The following is a 16,620-nucleotide window of genomic DNA, read 5'->3' as shown; positions in this document are numbered from 1 at the left end:
ACATGACGAACGAGAACCCGAACGGAAGCCCGCTGGACGAGGACTTCGCCGACCCCTTGGCCGAACCAGCCGAGGGATCCCCGGACATCGAGGCGCTGATTGCCGAGCGGGACAGCTTCCGCGACCGTTTCATGCGCGCGCTGGCCGATGCCGAGAATGCGCGCAAGCGCGCCGAAAAGGACCGCCGCGAGGCCGAGCAATATGGCGGCTCGCGCCTGGCCCGCGATCTGCTGCCCGTTTATGACGCCCTGTCCCGGGCGCTGGATATGGCGAACGAGGAACAGCGTGCTGCCGCATCTGCCCTGATTGAAGGCGTGGAACTGACGCTGCGCGAACTGAGCAACGTGTTCGCCAAGCATGGGATTACGGTGATTTCGCCGCAGATCGGCGACAAGTTCGATCCCCAGCAGCACGAAGCCATGTTCGAGGCGCCTGCGGCTGGCACCGTGGCTGGTCAGATCATCCAGGTGATGGGGGACGGATTCATGTTGCACGACCGCTTGCTGCGTCCGGCCAAGGTCGGGGTCAGTTCAAACCCCGCGCACTGACATTGCCGCCCCTGCAAGAACCCCGGCCCGCGCCGGGGTTTTTCATTGCCCGGCCAGGATCTGGCAAAGCCGGTCGAGCTGATCGAGATCCTTGTAAGAAATCACGAGCTGGCCGCCGTCCTGGCCCGCGTGCTTGATCGCCACCTTCATCTTGAGATGGGCGCTGAGGTCGCCTTCCAGGGCGCGGGTGTCGGCATCCTTCTCAGACTGCGGACGCTTTGACTTGGCCGCTGCACCCTCGGCTTGCCGGCGGACCAGTTCCTCGGTCTCTCGTACGGACAGATTGCGTTCGATGACCTTGCGCGCCAGGTCGACGGCGTTGCTGGCCGTCACCAGGGCACGGGCGTGGCCGGCAGTCAGCTTCCCCTCGCGCAGCCAAGCCTGAACCTGGTCAGGAAGATTCAGCAATCTCATAAGGTTAGCGATATGGCTGCGGCTTTTATTCAGCGCCTCGGCCAGCTTGTCCTGGGTATGGCCGAAGCGATCCATCAACTGGCGATAAGATGCCGCTTCTTCGATCGCATTCAGGTCCGAGCGCTGGATGTTTTCGACAATGGCGACTTCCAGAACCTCGGTATCGTTCAGATCCCGGACGATCACCGGAACCTCGTGCAGCTGGGCGATCTGGGCAGCGCGCCAACGCCGCTCGCCCGCGACGATCTGGTAAAGGCCGCGGTCGCTGGGATGGGGGCGTACGATCAGCGGCTGCAACATGCCGCGATTACGCAACGAGGCCGCAAGCTCTTGCAGCGCCTCAGGTGCGAAGCTACGACGCGGCTGGTCAGGGTTTGGTGTCAGTTGCTCGACGGGGACGACTTGCCGGGGTGCGGGCTTTTCCGACGGAATCAGGTCTACATCCGCCATCAGGGCAGACAGCCCCCGACCCAGACCGCGCTTTTCCAGCTTGTTGTCCATCAAATTCGCTCCCCTCAGGCGGCCACGACTTGGCGGGTCAGAAACTCTTCAGCCAAGGCGCGATAAGCCGCACTGCCCTTCGAGTTCGAGTCGTATTGCAGAACCGGCATCGCATGGGACGGCGCCTCGGACAAGCGCACGTTGCGCGGGATTACCGTCTTGTAAACCAGACCCGACAGGGTGTTGCGCGCGTCCGCTTCGACCTGCTGGGACAGATTGTTGCGATTGTCCGACATGGTCAGCAGAACCCCTTCGATCCGCAGATCGGGATTGGCAGTCTGCCGCACCTCGCGGACCGTCATGAGCAGCTGCGAAAGCCCTTCAAGGGCATAAAATTCAGCCTGAAGGGGCACGAGGACGCTATCGGCGGCAACCATCGCATTGACCGTCAGCAGACCAAGCGCGGGTGGGCAGTCAATCAGGATAAACTCGAATTCTGACACACCGGACAGCTTTCGCCGCAAGAGATGAGTCCTGCCAGGCCGGTTGGACATTTCGAAGTCAACCGAGGACAAATCGCGGCTGGACGGCACAAGGCTGAGGTTGGGCAACTTGGTTGGCATAAGGCAGTCATGGAAAGTAACATCACCTGCCAGCAGATCGTAGGTCGTCGTTTCCCGCTCATCCGGAGTGAAGCCAAGGCCCGTAGATGCGTTCCCTTGGGAGTCCAAGTCGACAAGGGCAATGCTGTGGCCAGCCTCAGCCAACGCAGCGCCGAGATTGATGGCGGTCGTCGTTTTTCCGACCCCGCCTTTTTGATTGGCGACCGCAATTATCCGCGTTTCACGCATGACAGATCCCTGTGATCTCCAAGATCGCTGCGTCCGGATCAGTGATGCTGGAATGGCTCAGCAGATCGAACTTCCAGGTTTTCCGGGCCTCATCGACCTCTGATTGCCAGTTTCTACCCTTCATCAACCAAGCCCTGCCCGATGGTGCGAGATGTCGTGCAACATATGACATGAGGAGCGGTAACGGGGCAAGGGCGCGCGCGCTGAGGTTCTGAGAATTCAGAGGTGAAGTCTTCTCGATGCGGTGATTCAACACGGTGACATTGCGCAGGCCAAGCTCACGGACAACTGTCCTGAGAAAACTGCATTTTCTCTGGTCACTTTCCACCAAGGTCACGGGCATTCCGGGGCGCAGAATGGCAACGACAATCGCCGGAAGACCGCCACCACTTCCCAAGTCTGCCCAGCTGCCATCAGAGTTTGATGATAGGTGAACAAGGTGTTTCGAGTCCTGAATATGACGAAATTCAAGATCTTTAAGCGTGCTTGGCGCCACCAGATTTATCGTACCGTTCCACTTACGAACGAGTGCCGCGTAATGCTCCAATTGTTCTGTTTCACGTGAAACATCGCTCATGCACTTCTGCGCTCGCCTGACCGAATTACCGCAAGAATGAGAGTTAGGGCTGCAGGCGTCATACCTTCGATCCGGCCTGCCTCTGCCAGATTAGCTGGCTTCTGCTTATTAAGCTTTTGCTTGAGCTCGTTAGACAGCCCCGACAGAGCATCGTAGTCAAAGGTTTCGGGAATGGTTGCCGCTTCTTCTTTCCTAAGTTGTTCTGCGTCACGCGCTTGGCGATCAGCGTACTGTGCATAGAGAGCATCGGTGGCCACCTGCTGCCGTATGGCAGGATCGGCCTTACTTACGATTTCGTCGAGCGATAGTACCAACTCAGGCGTAATTTCCGATTGGCCAAGGAGAGAAAACAGGCTGCGCCGGCTGCCGTCCTGCCTAACCGCGATCCCCGCCTTATTCAATTGCGACGGCGTGAATTGAACCCGCTCGCAATGCTGACGCAACGCATGAATGCGGCGCATTTTATCCTTGTGCGCGTCTGCTCTGTCTTGCGTCACACAGCCGAGTTCCAGACCAAGCGGGGTCAGTCTTTGATCAGCGTTGTCCGCCCGAAGTGAGAGGCGATATTCAGCGCGCGACGTGAACATACGATATGGTTCGGTGACTCCGCGCGTCACAAGGTCGTCGATCATGACGCCGATGTAGCTTTGTGACCGGCTGAAAGTAACAGGCGGACGCTTCAAGCTCTTCAGCGCCGCGTTCAAGCCCGCGACCAGGCCTTGAGCTGCTGCCTCTTCATAGCCCGTCGTGCCATTGATCTGGCCTGCCATGTAGAGCCCTTCGACTGCCTTGAGTTCCAAGGTTGGCCTTAAGGCGCGAGGATCAATATAATCATATTCCACCGCATAGCCTGGTTGAACAAGCTTAGCATCTTCCAGGCCTCTTATAGAACGGACGTAATCATGCTGAACGTCCTCTGGAAGCGAAGTGGATATCCCGTTCGGATAAACCAGCGGAGAGTCCACCCCCTCAGGCTCCAGAAAGATCTGGTGTGTATTCTTTTCGGAAAATCGAACGACCTTGTCCTCGATCGACGGGCAATATCGCGGCCCCACGCCATCTATGCGGCCGCCATACATTGCTGATCGGGATAGGTTTTTCCTGATAATGGCATGCGTCGTAGCGTTGGTATGAGTAATCGCGCATGAAATTTGGGGAAGCGCTGTCCGGGCACTCAGGTATGAAAACAGGACGGGTTCATCGTCCCCTCTCTGTTGTTCCAAGCTGGCCCAGTCGATGCTTGCCTTTTCGATACGGGGCGGCGTCCCCGTCTTCAACCGCCCTACGGGGAGGCCGAGCGATTGCAGGGTCTGCGCCAAGGCTATCGAGGCACCATCACCCCACCGTCCCGCCCTTCGTGTGGTTTCGCCGATGTGGATGAGACCGTTGAGAAACGTGCCCGTGGTAAGAATCACGTTCCCTGTCATGATATGCTCGCCGTCAGCGAGCTTAACGCCTACAATTCTGTCTCCGTCTCTCGCAATATCGGCCACCTCACCGACGATGAGGACAAGGTTAGATTGTTCCGAAACCAGCTTTGCTGCCTCGGAACGGTAGATCTTTCTGTCCGCCTGGGCACGAGGGCCTTGTACCGCCGGACCTTTACGGCGATTCAGCAACCGAAACTGAATACCGGCGGCGTCAGCCAAGCGCCCCATCACACCGTCCAAGGCATCGATTTCCCGAACAAGATGACCCTTGCCCAATCCGCCGATGGCCGGATTACAGGACAATGTGCCTAGATCATTGCGGGACAGCGTGATCAAGGCGGTATTGGCACCCATGCGGGCAGATGCCATCGCAGCCTCAATTCCGGCATGTCCGCCACCGACAACCACTACATCAAATTGTTTCACGTGAAACACCTATTTCCCGATGCAGAATGATGAGAAGATCTCATCCAGATAGTCTTCGGCTCCAATGCGGCCAACCATCGAAGCCAGTTCATGTGACGCCTGCCGCACTGATTCGGCCAGTATCTCCGCCGGAGCCTCTTTGCCGACATCAAGAGCAGTGATTGCCCGATTCAGAGCCTCCGCCTGCCGCCTGTGGCTAACCAAGCCCGGATTCACCGCTCGGACGTAGAGCCGTTCATATACCATGTCTAGCAGTTCCGGGAGCCCTTGTCCGGTGGCGCCCGACACTCCGTCGTGCGTACCTTCTCGGTCGATCTTGGATCGCACCACCAGGTCGCCCTCTCGATAAGGATCCTGTCGTGCACCATCCTCTGACAGATGAATTCTCAGATCCGCATCAAACGCCCGCTGCCGAGCACGTTCGACGCCCATCGCCTCAACGACATCGTCCGAATGCCTCAATCCCGCGGTGTCCAGAAAGGTCACCGGAAGGCCACGAAGATCGGTTCTTAGTTCGATGATATCGCGCGTCGTCCCCGCAATGTCCGACACCAGCGCCACATCCCGGCCCGCGACATGATTCAGAAGCGTCGACTTGCCCGCGTTGGGGGGGCCGATGATTGCAACCTCATAGCCTTGACGAAGACGTTCAGTGGCAGGATAGCGGCTCAGCATCCCCGCCAAATCACTGGATATTTTCTGAATAATATTAAAGACTTCATCAGGAACGTCCTCCGGAACCTCCTCATCGGCAAAGTCGATGCTAGCCTCGATCAGCGCCCCTGCCCGGACCAGCCTCGCGCGCAGCGCGTCCACCATGCGGCCCAAGGCGCCATCCGTAGCCTGGACCGCCAGCTTCCGCTGCGCTTCGGTTTCCGCAGCCAGAAGATCGGCCAGACCTTCGGCCTCCGCAAGATCCATCCGACCATTCACGAAAGCCCTGCGGGTAAACTCACCCGCCTCTGCCCGCCGCGCACCCCGGGCCAGCAGCGCCTGGCTCAGACGCTGTGCGATGACGGGCGCACCGTGCAGATGGATTTCTGCCGCCTCTTCACCCGTAAAGCTGTGACCTTCGCGGAACCACAGAACCAGGGCACGGTCGATCAGATCGCTGCCGTCCCGAATCGCGCGCAAGGTGGCGTGGCGGGGCTGTTCGACAGGCCCCGCCAGATCCTGCAACAAGGCATGCGCCTGCGGTCCGCTGATGCGGACCACTGTGACGCCACCCCGGCCGGGCGGCGTCGCCTCGGCAAAGATCGTATCCACCCAGCCTCGTCTCCTGTCAGGCGTTCATCGACTCGAAGAATTCGCCATTCGTCTTGGTCTGCTTCAGCTTCGAGATCAGGAACTCGATGGCGTCGGTCGTGCCCATCGGGTTCAGAATGCGCCGCAGCAGATAAGTCTTCTGCAGATCCTTCGCATCCACCAGAAGTTCCTCTTTCCGGGTGCCGGATTTCAGGATGTCCATGGCCGGGAAGACGCGCTTGTCGGCGACCTTCCGATCCAGGACGATCTCACTGTTGCCGGTACCCTTGAACTCTTCGAAGATCACCTCGTCCATGCGCGACCCGGTGTCGATCAGCGCCGTCGCAATGATGGTCAGCGAACCGCCTTCCTCGATATTGCGCGCGGCGCCGAAGAAACGCTTCGGCCGCTGCAAGGCATTCGCATCGACACCGCCGGTCAGCACCTTACCCGAGCTGGGGACAACGGTGTTAAACGCCCTACCAAGTCTTGTGATCGAATCGAGAAGAATAACAACATCTCGTTTATGCTCGACCAGTCGCTTGGCTTTTTCGATGACCATTTCCGAAACCGCGACATGTCGGCTGGCCGGCTCGTCGAAGGTCGAGGAGACGACCTCCCCCTTGACCGAACGCTGCATGTCGGTGACTTCCTCGGGCCGCTCGTCGATCAGCAGGACGATCAGATAGCACTCGGGATGGTTCCGGGCGATCGAATGGGCGATGTTTTGCAGCAGCACCGTCTTGCCGGTGCGCGGCGGCGCCACGATCAGCGACCGCTGGCCCTTGCCGATTGGGGCGACCAGGTCGATGATCCGGGCCGAGCGATCCTTGATCGTGGGATCCTCGATCTCCATCTTCAGCCGCTCATTCGGGTAAAGCGGCGTCAGGTTGTCGAAGGCGACCTTGTGGCGCGCCTTTTCAGGGTCCTCGAAGTTGATGCGTTCGACCTTGGTCAGCGCGAAATAGCGCTCGTTCTCGCCCGGTGCGCGGATCACGCCCTCGACGGTGTCGCCGGTGCGCAGCGAGTGCTGCCGGATCATGTCGGGGCTGACATAGATGTCGTCAGGACCGGGCAGATAGTTCGCCTCGGTCGAGCGCAGAAAGCCGAAGCCGTCCTGGACGACCTCCAGCACGCCATCGCCGCCGATCTCGAACCCTTCCTCGGCGTGCTCCTTGAGGATCGAGAACATCATCTCGCCCTTGCGCATCGTCGAGGCGTTCTCGATTTCCCATTCCTCGGCCATGGACAGCAAGTCTGCCGGGCTCTTGGCCTTCAGGTCGGAAAGATTAAGGCGTTCTTCGCTCATATCCATGCCTATGCGATGCGGCGCACCCGCAAGCGGGGCAGCGCGTCAATCTGTGTGCGGAAAAGACCACCGGACGGCGGACGGCTGTCACATAGGAAGAAATGGCCCCTGAGTCAATTCTCAGAACCTCAGGATCACCGAAAGCACGATCACGACCATCAGCAGGGTCGGAACCTCGTTCATCATCCGATAGGTCCGGCCGTTCGCTCCGCGGCCCTCGGACAAAGCCCGGCGCTGACGCGCAAGCCACATGTGAAACCCGGTCATCGCCAGCACGGCCGCGCCCTTGGTCCAAGGCCAGACCTGTGAAAAATCAACGATTCCAGGGGTTAGGACCAGCAGCAGGCCGGCGATCCAGGTCACGATCATCGCCGGATTCATGATCAGCCGCAGCAGCTTTTCCTCCATGATCGCCAGCGAGGCCGCAGGCTCGGTCCCCGTGCGGCCGCGCTCGGCGTGATAGACGAACAGGCGCGGCAGATAGAACAGTCCCGCCATCCAGGAAATCACCGCCATGATGTGCAGGGCTTTGATCCAGGGATAGGCCTGGGCGAGCAGATCGGTCATGGGCGCCTCCGCCCTCTCTCCTTTCAAAAAAATAGGTAAAGATAAAGAAGGATGATGTAGTGGTAGGCCCTGTGCATAACGGGAAATCAATGTTCCACGCCAGAATTCCACCGCAACGAGGAATGTGGAAAAAAATGCGCTCTCGCAGCACGACCTGAAATTTCCGTTTAAAAACATAAATATGGTTTTATCCAACCTGTGGATAAGTTTGTGAGAACTTTTGTTGTCCACAGCGTGTGGAGAAGGCCGATGGGCTTGTCGACATGTGGAAAACCCGCCTTCGTTCGCCAGCCGTTCCAGGGGCTCGTCCACAGGCTCTGCGCAGGCCCCGATTCCCGCACACGTCCCGCCCCCTGAGTCGCGGGTTCTTGTCCACAGGCTTATGCGCAAGTTTGGGGCCAAGGCCTCAGTCCAGCATCCCGATCTCGCGATAGAACTGCGCGGCGCCGGGATGCAGGGGGATTCCCAGCCCCTCCAGCGCATGGGACCGCTCGATGGCGCGGCCCATCGGACGGCCCGTGCGCAGCAGCCGGGCCGAGGGCTCGCTCCACAAGGCGCGGGTGATCGACAGGATCAGGTCGTCGGACTGGCGGGCCGAGGTCGCCCAGATGGCGGCCACGGACAACGTGGGCATAGCCTCGCCCTGTCCCTGATAGGTGCCGGGCGGGATGGTGCTTTCGGACAGGAACGGATGATCCTGCGCAACCTGGCGCGCCAGTTCCACCGGAATCGGCAGCAGGGATATCTCGACCTGGCCAACCAGTTCAGCGATGGCGGGGGCGGGGTAGCCGCCGACAAAGAAGAAGGCGTCCAGTTCGTTCCTGGACAGGGCGCGGGCGGCATCGGACGCGCTCAGCCTTGCTTCCGTGAAATCGCCCGGCGCCAGACCGGCAGCCGCCAGGATGATCCCCGCATCCACCATCGTGCCCGAACCCGCCATGTCCACGGAAACCCGTTTGCCGCGCAGGTCGCCGATGGTTGCGATTCCAGCGTCCCGCCGCGTCACCACATGAATCGCCTCGGTATAAAGCGCGGCGATCGCGCGCAGGTCGGGTGCCGCGCCCATCTGCGCCAGCGCTGCCACGTCGCCCTGAACCAGGCCGGATTCGACCCGGTTCTCCTGGATGGCCGCGACGTTTGCGACCGAACCTTCGCTGGCGATGGCCGAGGCGATCAGCCCCGGCACCCCGCAGGGCCCGCCCTGCGCGCAGGGGCGCGAGCCGGGCGGCGCCGAAATCGCCGTGGCGATCAGGGCCCCGACTGGATAATAGGTGCCGCCCGTCGCGGCCGTTGCGATGCGAAAAAAGCGCAGTTCCTCGGCCCGGGGGGCTGGAATGCAGACCATGGCCAGGGCGATGGTCGCTGCCAGAAACCGCATCAACATCGTTCCGCTCCTGTCTTCTTGGCGCCCGATCAGCCTAGCACAAGGCCAGCACCGTTCGGCACAAATGCATGGGCCGGTCACCGGGGTCCGTTTCCGTCGTCTGAATGTCGCATTTGTCGGATTGCGATCCGCCAAAGGGGTGCAAATCTCGGATCAGGAAGCCCCTCCACCCCAGCCACCGGAATCAAGCCATGCTGAACCCCGCGGAAATCCTGTCCCAGCTTGCCAATCGGCAGCCGAAATATTCGCTGAGCCGCGATCTTTACTGCGACGAAGGCGTGTTCCAGAACGATCTGGAACAGATCTGGTACAAGGAATGGCTGTTCGCCATCCCGGCCTGCGAAATTCCCAAGACCGGCAACTACGCGACGATGCAGGTTGGCGCCTATCCGGTGCTGATCGTGCGCGGCGGCGACGGCAAGATCCGCGCCTTCCACAACGTCTGCCGGCATCGCGGCCAGCGGCTGTGTTCCAAGCCCAGCGGCTCGACCGCCAAGCTGGTCTGCCCCTATCACCAGTGGACCTACGAACTGGACGGCAAGCTGCTTTACGCCCGCGACATGGGCGACGACTTCGATGCGTCCAAGTTCGGGCTCAAGCCGGTGCATTGCGTCGACCTGAATGGCATGGTCTTTGTCTGCCTGGCCGAGGTGCCGCCCTCGATCGCCGAACTGGGCAAGAACCTGATCCCCTATCTGGCGCCCTCGGGCCTGGCGGATGCCAAGGTGGCCTTCTCCTCGACCATCATCGAGAACGGCAACTGGAAGCTGGTGATCGAGAACAACCGCGAATGCTATCACTGCGGCGGCAGCCACCCCTCGCTCTGCCGGACCTATTCCGACAACCCGCTGATGACGGTGATGGAGGGGCCGAACGCCGCCTCGCCGGAAATCCTGGCCCATTGGGACCGCTGCGACAAGGCGGGCGTGCCCGCGCGTTTCGTGAACCAGGCCGACATGCAGTGGCGTCTGGCGCGGGTTCCGCTGCTGGACAATGCCGAAAGCTTCACCATGTCGACCAAGGCGGCCGTCGCGCGCCGCATGGGCACCATGCCCTGGAACGACGCGGGCAGCCTGATGTTCTATCACTTCCCGTCCAGCTGGAACCACTTCCTGCCCGACCACGCCATCGTGTTCCGCCTGCTGCCGATCAGCCCGACCGAAACCGAGGTGACCAGCAAGTGGCTGGTCCACAAGGACGCTGTCGAGGGCAAGGATTACGACCTGAAAACCCTGACCGAGGTGTGGCTCGCCACCAATGACGAGGATCGCCGCGTGGTCGAGGAAAACCAGAAGGGCATCCTGTCGCCCGCCTATCAGCCCGGGCCCTATTCCCCCACGCAGGAGGAAGGCGTGATCCACTTCGTCGACTGGTATGTGCGGCACATGCAAAAGCACCTGACCCCCAGCCCGGCCATGGCGGCCGAATAATGGCGGTTCTGGTCAAGGCATTCGGCGACAAGCCGTGGAAGGACGACGAGTTGCTGGAATGCGCGATGGTGGTGCCCGAGACATCGGACACCGCCACCTTCACCTTCCGTGCACCGTCGGGGGCCTGGTTCGATTATCAGCCGGGCCAGTTCATCACGCTGGACCTGCCGGTGCCGGGCGGGAACGTGCAGCGGACCTACACGATCAGTTCCAGCCCGTCGCGGCCGCTGTCGATCTCGGTCACGGTCAAGGCGCAGATGGGCAGCATCGGCACGCGCTGGATGCTGGATCACCTGCGCCCCGGCATGCGGCTGAAAGCCTTCGGGCCCGCCGGCATCTTCAGCTTTCTGCGCCACGAGGCGCCGAAATACCTGATGATCTCGGCCGGGTCGGGCATCACGCCGATGATGTCGATGACCACCTGGGCCTGGGATTCGGGCGAGATGCCGGACATCGTCTTCGTCCATGCCGCCCGCGCGCCCAGCGAGATCATCTTTCGCCAGCGGCTGGAAGGCATGGCCGACCGGGTGCCCGGCCTGCAGCTGCGCTTCACGGTCGAGGAATCGGACCCGTTCCGCACCTGGCACGGCTATCGCGGCCGCCTGAACCAGATCATGCTGGGCCTGATGGCGCCCGATTACCTGGAACGCGAGGTCTTCTGCTGCGGCCCCGAGCCCTTCATGCAGGCGGTGCGCGACATGCTGATCGCGCTTGGCTATGACATGGACCGCTATCACCAGGAAAGCTTCGGCGCGCCCATCCGCAACGAGGCCGATGCCCCCGTCCTGGACGATGTGGTCCCCGACGAGGACAGCGCCGCCCAGATCACCTTCGCCGCTTCGGGCATTACGGCGAAATGCGCCGAGACCGACACCGTCCTGGCGGTGGCCAAGGCCAATGGCCTGAACATCCCCTCGGGTTGCACCTTCGGCCTTTGCGGCACCTGCAGGATCAAGAAGACCTCGGGCGAGGTGCACATGGTTCACAATGGCGGCATCACCGACGAGGACATCGAGGAAGGCTATATCCTGGCCTGCTGTTCGCACCCCATCGGCGCCATTGCCGTCGAGGTCTGAGCGGCGATCAGAAGGCCGTTTTCAAGATCGGGGGGCGGGTTTCGGAACCCGCCCCTTCGGCGTCCGTTCGCTTGACAGGACTGCCATACCGGGCCAATCTTCGCTCATACCTATCTATACGACAGGCAAAAGGAGGGTTTGATGAACATCGACCTCTCACGCCGCAGTTTCCTGAAAATTGCGGGTGCGGGTGTCGCGGCGACGTCGCTGGGGGCCTTGGGCTTCGGCGATGCCGAGGCAGCGGAACAGGCGCATGTGCGCGCCTTCAAGCTGGCCTCGACCACCGAGACACGCAACACCTGCACCTATTGCTCGGTCGCCTGCGGCATCCTGATCTATTCCAAGGGTGATGTGGCGGCCGGCGAACAGGCGGTCATCACCCATATCGAGGGCGATGCCGACCACCCGACGAACCGCGGCACGCTGTGCCCCAAGGGCGCGGCGCTGAAGGACATCGTTCATTCCGAAACCCGCCTGACCACGCCCTGCATCCGCCGCCCCGGCGCCGCCGGGTTCGAGGAGATCAGCTGGGACGACGCCCTGGACAAGATCGCCCGCGCGCTCAAGGACGACCGCGACGCGAACATGGTCCTGACCAATGACGCGGGCGTCACGGTCAACCGCTGGACGACGACCGGATTTCTGGCCGCGTCGGCCACCACGAACGAAACGGCCTGGCTGACCTACAAGACGGTCCGGTCCATGGGAATCGTCGGTTTCGACAACCAGGCGCGCGTTTGACACGGCCCCACGGTGTCCAGTTTGGGCCCGACCTTTGGCCGTGGAGCGATGACCAATCCATGGACTGACATCAAGAACACCGACCTGGTGATCGTCATGGGCGGCAACGCCGCCGAAGCCCATCCCTGCGGCTTCAAATGGGTGACCGAGGCCAAGGCGCATCGCGGCGCCAAGCTGATCGTCGTGGACCCGAGGTTCACGCGCACGGCCTCCGTGTCCGACTATTACGCGCCGATCCGGCCGGGGTCCGACATCACCTTCCTGATGGCGCTCATCAACTGGATGATCCAGAACGACAAGGTCCAGTGGGAATACGTCAAGAACTTCACCAACGCGGCCTTCATCGTGAAGGACGAGTTCGGCTGGAGCGAGGGGCTGTTTTCCGGCTACGACCCGGAAAAGCGCGACTATGACAAGTCCAGCTGGGATTATGTCATTGGCGATGACGGCTTTGCCCAGGTCGACATGGCGCTGCAGAACCCGCGCTGCGTCTGGAACCTGCTCAAGGAACACGTCTCGCGCTATACGCCCGAACTGGTCGAACAGGTCTGCGGCACCCCCAGCGACCGCTTCCTGAAGATCGCGCAGATGATCGGCGAATGTTCGGCGCCCGACAAGACCATGACCTCGATGTATGCGCTTGGCTGGACGCAGCATGCCAAGGGCGCGCAGAACATCCGCGGCATGGCCATGCTGCAGCTGATCCTGGGCAACATCGGCGTCCGGGGCGGCGGCATGAACGCCTTGCGCGGGCATTCCAACATCCAGGGCCTGACCGACATCGGGCTGATGTCGAACCTGATCCCGGGCTATCTGAACATGCCCACGGAAAAGGAAGCCGACTGGGCGACCTACATGTCCAGCCGGAACTTCAAGCCCTTGCGGCCGGGTCAGACCAGCTACTGGCAGAACTATCCCAAGTTCATGGTCAGCTTCATGAAGGCCATGTGGGGCGATGCCGCCAGGGTCGAAAACGACTGGGCCTATCACTACCTGCCCAAGCTCGACGTGCCCACCTATGACATCCTGCGCATGTTCGAGCTGATGAAGGCCGGGCAGATCACCAACTATTTCTGCCAGGGCTTCAACCCCCTGCTGGCCTTCCCGAACCGCGCCAAGCTGACCGAGGCCCTGAGCAAGCTCAAGCTTCTGGTCATCATGGACCCGCTGGAGACCGAAACCGCCCGGTTCTGGGAAAACCACGGCGAACACAACGACGTGGACACCGCCTCGATCCAGACCGAGGTGATCCAGCTGCCGACCACCTGCTTTGCCGAAGACGACGGCTCGCTGGTGAACTCGGGGCGCTGGCTGCAATGGCACTGGGCGGCGGGCACGCCCCCGGGCCAGGCAAGGCGCGACACCTGGATCATGTCGCAGATCTTCCTGCGGGTGAAGAAGCTTTATCAGGACGAGGGCGGGATCTTCCCCGATCCGATCCTGAACCTGACCTGGGACTATGCCGATCCGAACGAACCCACCGCCGAGGAACTGGCCAAGGAAATGAACGGCCGCGCGCTGCGCGACGTCTATGACCTCAAGGACACCACCAAGCTGCTGACGCCGGCCGGCAAGCAGCTGGTGAACTTCAGCCAGTATCGCGACGATGGCTCGACCATGGGCGGCTGCTGGATCTTCTCGGGCTGCTGGACCGAGGAAGGCAACATGATGGCGCGGCGGGACAACACCGATCCCGACGACACCGGCATGTATCTGAACTGGACCTACAGCTGGCCGCTGAACCGCCGGATCCTGTACAACCGGGCCTCGGCGGACATGCAGGGCAAGCCCTGGGACCCCTCGCGCAAGCTGATGGAATGGAACGGCGAGAAATGGACGGGCTACGACATTCCCGACATCGCCCCCACCGCCAGGCCGGACGAGATCGGTCCCTTCATCATGAACCAGGAAGGCGTCTCGCGCCTGTTTACCCGGGGCATGATGCGCGACGGTCCCTTCCCGACGCATATGGAGCCCTTTGAAAGCCCCATCGCCAACCCGTTCAACGCCCGGATGCGGGGCAACCCGGTGGCGCGGGTCTTTGTCGACGATGCCGAGCAATTCGGCACCAGCGACGAATTCCCCTTTGTCGCCACCTCCTATCGGTTGACCGAGCATTTCCACTACTGGACCAAGAACAACCGCATCAATGCCGCGCTTCAGCCCGAATTCTTCGTCGAGATCAGCGAGGAACTGGCGGCCGAACGGGGCATCACCCGGGGCGGCTGGGTGCGGGTCTGGTCCAAGCGCGGCTCGATCAAGGCCAAGGCGCTGGTGACCAAGCGCATCCGCCCGCTGCAATGCGGCGACAAGCTGGTCCATGTGGTGGGCATCCCGCTGCACTGGGGGTTTGTGGGCGCGGCGCGCAAGGGCTGGGGGCCGAACAGCCTGACGCCCTTCGTCGGTGACGCAAACGTGGAAACGCCGGAGTTCAAGGCGTTCCTTGTCAATATCGAACCCGCGACCGGGGAGGCCGTGTCATGACCATGGACCCGAACCTCGACAGCCCGCGGACGGCTGTGGCCAATCCTCCGGTCCAGCCGATGCCGGCCAACCTGGGGGCGGGCGATGTCGTCCGCGCCTCGGCCATGCCGGACCTGGCGCCGCCGACGCGCCAGCTGACGCCCGTCGCCAAGCTGATCGACGTCAGCAAATGCATCGGCTGCAAGGCCTGCCAGTCGGCCTGCGCCGAGTGGAACGACACCGTCCCCGAGATCGAGCACAACGTGGGCATGTATCAGAACCCCCACGACCTGACGCCCGACATGTTCACCCTGATGCGGTTCACCGAATACGAGAACCCCGACAGCGGCGATCTGGAATGGCTGATCCGCAAGGACGGCTGCATGCATTGCGCCGATCCGGGCTGCCTGAAGGCCTGCCCGGCCCCCGGCGCCATCGTGCAGTACACGAACGGCATCGTGGATTTCATCCACGAGAACTGCATCGGCTGCGGCTATTGCGTGACGGGCTGCCCGTTCAACATCCCGCGCGTCAGCCAGAAAACCCATGTCAGCTACAAATGCACGCTGTGCTCGGACCGGGTGGCGGTCGGGCAGGGGCCGGCTTGCGCCAAGGCCTGCCCCACCCAGGCCATCGTCTTCGGCACCAAGGAGGACATGGTCGCCCATGCCGAGGAACGGGTCGCGGACCTCAAATCGCGCGGCTATGACAATGCTGGCATCTATGATCCCGAAGGCGTGGGCGGCACGCATGTGTTCTATGTGCTGCACCATGCCGACCAGCCGGGGCTGTACTCCGGCCTGCCGGAAAATCCCCGCATCTCGCCGGTGGTCGAGGGCTGGAAGGGATTCACCAAGACGCTGGGCCTTGCGGTGATCGGGGCAGCCGCGGTCGGCTCGGTCCTGCACGGACTTCTGGGCCGCGCCAACAAGGTCAGCGCCCAGGAAGAGCATGAGGCCGAGGAACTGGTGCAGGGCTCGACCACATCGCCAGGCAAGGGGGCATGATGCGGGACCGTCTTTATTATTCCGAAGCGGGCGACCGGATCGAAAGCACCCGGCCCGTCCTGGTCAGCCGCTATCGCGGCTTCACCCGGGCGAACCACTGGGTGACGGCGGTCAGCCTGATCGCGCTGCTGCTGTCGGGCATGGCGCTGTTTCACCCCTCGCTTTACTTTCTGACGGGGCTGTTCGGCGGCGGCCAGACCACACGCTGGCTGCACCCCTTCGTTGGCGTGCTGCTGTTCTTTAGCTTTTTCATCCTGTTCGCCCAGCTGTGGCGCCTGAACCTGCCCAAGCCCGAGGATCGCACCTGGGTCAGCCAGATCGGCGAGGTGGTGAAGGGAGAAGAGGAGAAACTGCCCGAGATGGGGAAATACAACCCCGGGCAGAAGTTCGTCTTCTGGGGGATGTCGGTGCTGATCGTGGTGCTGATCGTCACCGGCATCATGATCTGGGAACAGTTCTTCGGCCATCTCGTCAGCATCCAGACCCGCCGCTGGGCGGTGCTCGTCCATTCGCTGGCGGCGGTCGGCATCACGCTGGTCTTCATCCTGCATGTCTATGCGGCGATCTGGACGCGGGGCACCCTGCGGGCGATGACGCGCGGCACGGTGACCGGCGGCTGGGCCTGGCGTCACCACCGCAAATGGCTGCGCGAACTGGCTGGACGCAGCGGCCGGGGCCCGGCAGAGTAGGTCCGGCCCAAGGACAGTGGCC

General features: G+C 61.9%; 15 protein-coding genes. 7 read left to right on the top strand and 8 right to left on the bottom strand.

The features are described 5' to 3' along the window. Positions 1 to 2 precede the first annotated feature (2 nt). Positions 3 to 548: a nucleotide exchange factor GrpE gene (locus tag BU28_RS0111460; protein WP_028719614.1), complete on the top strand. Its 546-nt coding sequence runs from the start codon at positions 3 to 5 to the stop codon at positions 546 to 548. Between the two features lie 42 nt (positions 549 to 590). Here BU28_RS0111460 and BU28_RS0111455 read toward each other — a convergent pair whose 3' ends face one another. From BU28_RS0111455 to BU28_RS0111425, 8 genes are all read right to left on the bottom strand, one after another. After that, on the bottom strand, positions 591 to 1,463 hold the full coding sequence (locus tag BU28_RS0111455) for a ParB/RepB/Spo0J family partition protein (RefSeq protein ID WP_036762716.1): 873 nt from the start codon (positions 1,461 to 1,463) through the stop codon (positions 591 to 593). A 14-nt stretch (positions 1,464 to 1,477) separates the two neighbouring features. Beyond that, a complete protein-coding gene (locus BU28_RS0111450) occupies positions 1,478 to 2,254 on the bottom strand; it encodes a ParA family protein (RefSeq protein ID WP_028719612.1) in 777 nt (258 codons plus the stop codon). Further along, positions 2,247 to 2,831 (bottom strand): 16S rRNA (guanine(527)-N(7))-methyltransferase RsmG, encoded by a 585-nt coding sequence (rsmG, locus tag BU28_RS24645; protein WP_081791356.1) that lies wholly within the window; start codon positions 2,829 to 2,831, stop codon positions 2,247 to 2,249. The genes BU28_RS0111450 and rsmG overlap by 8 nt, the downstream gene beginning before the upstream one ends. Next, entirely contained in the window at positions 2,828 to 4,687 is a 1,860-nt protein-coding gene (gene mnmG / locus BU28_RS0111445) for a tRNA uridine-5-carboxymethylaminomethyl(34) synthesis enzyme MnmG (protein WP_028719611.1), read from the bottom strand. Before mnmG ends, rsmG begins: the two co-directional genes overlap by 4 nt. 9 nt (positions 4,688 to 4,696) lie before the next feature. Further along, on the bottom strand, positions 4,697 to 5,953 hold the full coding sequence (mnmE, locus tag BU28_RS0111440) for a tRNA uridine-5-carboxymethylaminomethyl(34) synthesis GTPase MnmE (RefSeq protein ID WP_028719610.1): 1,257 nt from the start codon (positions 5,951 to 5,953) through the stop codon (positions 4,697 to 4,699). Positions 5,954 to 5,969: 16 nt separating this feature from the next. Then, entirely contained in the window at positions 5,970 to 7,241 is a 1,272-nt protein-coding gene (gene rho, locus BU28_RS0111435) for a transcription termination factor Rho (protein ID WP_028719609.1), read from the bottom strand. Positions 7,242 to 7,361: 120 nt separating this feature from the next. Next, complete coding sequence (gene hemJ, locus BU28_RS0111430; RefSeq protein ID WP_028719608.1) at positions 7,362 to 7,808, bottom strand: protoporphyrinogen oxidase HemJ; 447 nt, start codon at positions 7,806 to 7,808, stop codon at positions 7,362 to 7,364. Between the two features lie 406 nt (positions 7,809 to 8,214). Next, on the bottom strand, positions 8,215 to 9,192 hold the full coding sequence (locus BU28_RS0111425; RefSeq protein ID WP_028719607.1) for a TAXI family TRAP transporter solute-binding subunit: 978 nt from the start codon (positions 9,190 to 9,192) through the stop codon (positions 8,215 to 8,217). Positions 9,193 to 9,383: 191 nt separating this feature from the next. On the opposite strand from BU28_RS0111425, the gene BU28_RS0111420 reads away from it, so the two are divergent. The 6 genes from BU28_RS0111420 (at position 9,384) to BU28_RS0111395 (ending at position 16,598) form a co-directional block, all read left to right on the top strand. Further along, complete coding sequence (locus BU28_RS0111420; protein ID WP_028719606.1) at positions 9,384 to 10,622, top strand: aromatic ring-hydroxylating oxygenase subunit alpha; 1,239 nt, start codon at positions 9,384 to 9,386, stop codon at positions 10,620 to 10,622. Then, on the top strand, positions 10,622 to 11,698 hold the full coding sequence (locus BU28_RS0111415) for an FAD-binding oxidoreductase (RefSeq protein ID WP_051578136.1): 1,077 nt from the start codon (positions 10,622 to 10,624) through the stop codon (positions 11,696 to 11,698). Before BU28_RS0111420 ends, BU28_RS0111415 begins: the two co-directional genes overlap by 1 nt. Before the next feature lie 141 nt (positions 11,699 to 11,839). Further along, a complete protein-coding gene (locus BU28_RS26905) occupies positions 11,840 to 12,439 on the top strand; it encodes a twin-arginine translocation signal domain-containing protein (protein ID WP_088239213.1) in 600 nt (199 codons plus the stop codon). 12 nt (positions 12,440 to 12,451) lie between these two features. Continuing rightward, positions 12,452 to 14,923 (top strand): formate dehydrogenase-N subunit alpha, encoded by a 2,472-nt coding sequence (gene fdnG, locus BU28_RS0111405; RefSeq protein WP_198944977.1) that lies wholly within the window; start codon positions 12,452 to 12,454, stop codon positions 14,921 to 14,923. Beyond that, complete coding sequence (fdxH, locus tag BU28_RS0111400) at positions 14,920 to 15,909, top strand: formate dehydrogenase subunit beta (protein ID WP_028719602.1); 990 nt, start codon at positions 14,920 to 14,922, stop codon at positions 15,907 to 15,909. The genes fdnG and fdxH overlap by 4 nt, the downstream gene beginning before the upstream one ends. After that, entirely contained in the window at positions 15,909 to 16,598 is a 690-nt protein-coding gene (locus BU28_RS0111395; RefSeq protein WP_088239214.1) for a formate dehydrogenase subunit gamma, read from the top strand. Before fdxH ends, BU28_RS0111395 begins: the two co-directional genes overlap by 1 nt. Positions 16,599 to 16,620: the final 22 nt, after the last annotated feature.

It is taken from the genome of Paracoccus yeei ATCC BAA-599 (assembly GCF_000622145.1).
Lineage (GTDB): Bacteria > Pseudomonadota > Alphaproteobacteria > Rhodobacterales > Rhodobacteraceae > Paracoccus > Paracoccus yeei.
The sequence above is the reverse complement of the archived record's forward strand: the minus strand, read 5'-3'. Positions and strand labels throughout refer to the sequence as shown.